At 64.9% G+C, this 2,491-nt stretch carries 2 protein-coding genes and 1 pseudogene; all 3 read right to left on the bottom strand.

Annotated elements, in window-relative coordinates:
* Positions 1–162, bottom strand: a pseudogene (locus EN749_RS34075) (DAK2 domain-containing protein); the annotation flags it as partial.
* A 72-nt stretch (positions 163–234) separates the two neighbouring features.
* A complete protein-coding gene (locus EN749_RS34070) occupies positions 235–1,878 on the bottom strand; it encodes a dihydroxyacetone kinase subunit DhaK (RefSeq protein ID WP_127808128.1) in 1,644 nt (547 codons plus the stop codon).
* A gap of 55 nt (positions 1,879–1,933) precedes the next feature.
* Positions 1,934–2,491: ABC transporter ATP-binding protein (locus EN749_RS34065; protein ID WP_145991128.1), on the bottom strand; the 558-nt coding region annotated here is incomplete at its 5' end.

Below are 2,491 nucleotides of genomic sequence, written 5' to 3'. Positions count from 1 at the left end.
AAATGCTTCGGCTTCCGCGCGCACGGCCTCGAAGCCGCGCTTCATGTTCAGCCCGTGGTCGCCGTCGCCGATCGCCTGGTCGAGCGCCGTCAACTCCTCGGCGTGAGCGGCAATGGTATCCGCAGCGGCCGCGATCAGCCTGGCAAGGTTCAACGCCGCCATGTCACCCGCATTTCCGGTTTCCATGCCGCCCGCAGTATCGAAAGAACGCTCATTCGACAACTGGAGCATGAATCAGGCCGCTTCATGCAGCGCGGCCGCCGCCGCGAAAACCTCGGCCACTGCATAGGCGCCGGGGTCGGCCACGCCTTGCAGCTTGCTGCCGACATAGGCGGACCGCCCGGATTTTGCCCTGTCCATGGCAGCGGTGGCCTCGGCGCCACGTCGGGCCGCCACAGCCGCTTCTTCCACGCTCCTGGCATCGAGCGCTCTGAGGGCAGGCTCCAGGGCATCGACCATCGTGCGATCCCCCATCCTTGCGCCGCCATAGAAAGTCATTCGCTCGAGGCCGGCAAGCAGCGCCTTGGCCAGGTTTGCGCCGCTCTCCAGAGCTTGCGCCGCGGCGGTGAAGAAGATCGACAGCAGCACGCCGCTGGAGCCGCCCATCGAGGCGCTCAAAATGTCACCTATCGCGCCAAGGGTCGCCGCCGGCTCGGCAAGCGGCAGCGCATCAAGCCGCTCGAGAACACTGCGCGCGCCGGTCGCCACCGTCGAGCCGGTGTCGCCGTCGCCTGTTTTGGCGTCCAATCCGTTCAAAGTCGCTTCGAGCGCGATCAGCCGTTCGCAGACCGTGACGACTAGACGCTTCGTGCGCGCATCCTGGCTGGGCTTGCGTGCCGCGCTCTGTCCGGCCGCTTTCGCCATCGGCACGACGGCAGGTGAAACAACCGGCTTTGCCGGCATCCAGGCGTGCGGACCGACCGGCGCCTGCAAGGCGGTTTCGCGCGCCGCATCCAGCCGGATCAGCGACAGCGAGAAGCCGTTCATGTTGAGCGCCGTCATCAGCGGGCCCGGGCCGATCGTCAGCTTGATGGTCTTGGCGAGCGGCGATGCAAGCACCGCATTGGCGACGACAGACATTTCGAGCGGCGGCACGGAGCCGAGATTGTTGATCAGCAAGGCGTAGGTGGCCTCGGGATCAAGCCGTGCCGCGAGGCGCTCCACCATGATCGCCACCAGTCTGTCGGCACTCTGCACCGCAATCCTTTCGACGCCCGGCTCGCCATGAATGCCGAGGCCGAGTTCACCATCGTTCTCGCCAAACCTGTCTTCGTGCGGCTGGCCGGGGATCGAGCAGGACGACAGCGACATGCCGAGCGAAACGATATCCTTCGCCGCCGCGCGAGCGGCCGTTGCGACGAATGCCAGATCGTGGCCGGCCGCCGACAGATGGCCTGCGATCTTGTGCACGAACAAGGTGCCGGCAACGCCGCGCGGCTGGGTGATATCAGGCAGCGCGACGTCGTCGGCGACGATCACCATCTCTACATGAAATCCTTCGGCGCGCGCCTTCTCGGCGGCCAGGCCGAAATTGAGGCGGTCGCCGGTGTAGTTCTTGACGATCAACAGACAGCCGGCCGGGCCGGTGACTGCGCGGATGGCGGCCAGCACGGCTTCGACGCTCGGCGAGGCAAAGATCTCGCCTGAGACCGCCGCCGTCAGCATGCCTTTGCCGACGAAGCCGGCATGGGACGGCTCGTGCCCGGCCCCGCCGCCGGAGACGACACTGACTTTCGTCTTGTCCCAGTCGGCGCGCAGGATGACCTTGATCTCGGGATAGCCGTCGAGGCGCGCGAGATCGCCTGATCCGATGGTCCGCAACAGGCCGTCGAGCGCCTCGGTGACGATCGTTTCCCTGCGATTGAAAAAGTGCTTCATCGAATTCGTCCCATACTGGCAAAGTCAAAACCGGTGCTGAATCACCGAAAACCGCTCACATCAATCGCTGTCCATCGGCGCCGAAATACAGCGGCGCCCGGTAGCGGATCACCACTTTGTCGCCCTGCGCCAGATCCGTGTCGGGATCGGTCAGCGTCACCAGTTTCTTGGTCCCCACCGTCACATGCAAATGGTTCTGATCACCGAGATGCTCGACCCAGTCGACGACGCCGTCGGCATGACCATTCGCAGCCTTCGCGATCGAAAGATGTTCGGTGCGCGCGCCGATCGTCTTGGTCCCGGCTGGCGCGCCGGCATCAGGCAGCAGTCCGGTCGGCAGAAGATTGATCGCCGGTTGGCCGAGCCTTGCCGCGACATGAAGGTTTGCCGGCTCGGAATAGATGGTGCGCGGCGAACCGATCTGCACCAGCACGCCCTCGGTGAGGATGCCGATGCGGTCTGCCATCGTCATCGCCTCGATCTGATCATGCGTGACATAAAGCATGGTGGCGCCGAGTTCGGTCTGGATGCGCTTCAGCTCGAGCCTGAGATCGCCGCGCAGCTTGGCATCGAGCGACGACAGCGGCTCGTCCCTCAGATAGATCGAAGGCTT

It is taken from the genome of Mesorhizobium sp. M7A.F.Ca.ET.027.02.1.1, assembly GCF_004022985.1.
GTDB lineage: Bacteria > Pseudomonadota > Alphaproteobacteria > Rhizobiales > Rhizobiaceae > Mesorhizobium.
Note: the sequence above shows the minus strand (reverse complement) of the source record. Positions and strands in the feature narration are given on the sequence as shown.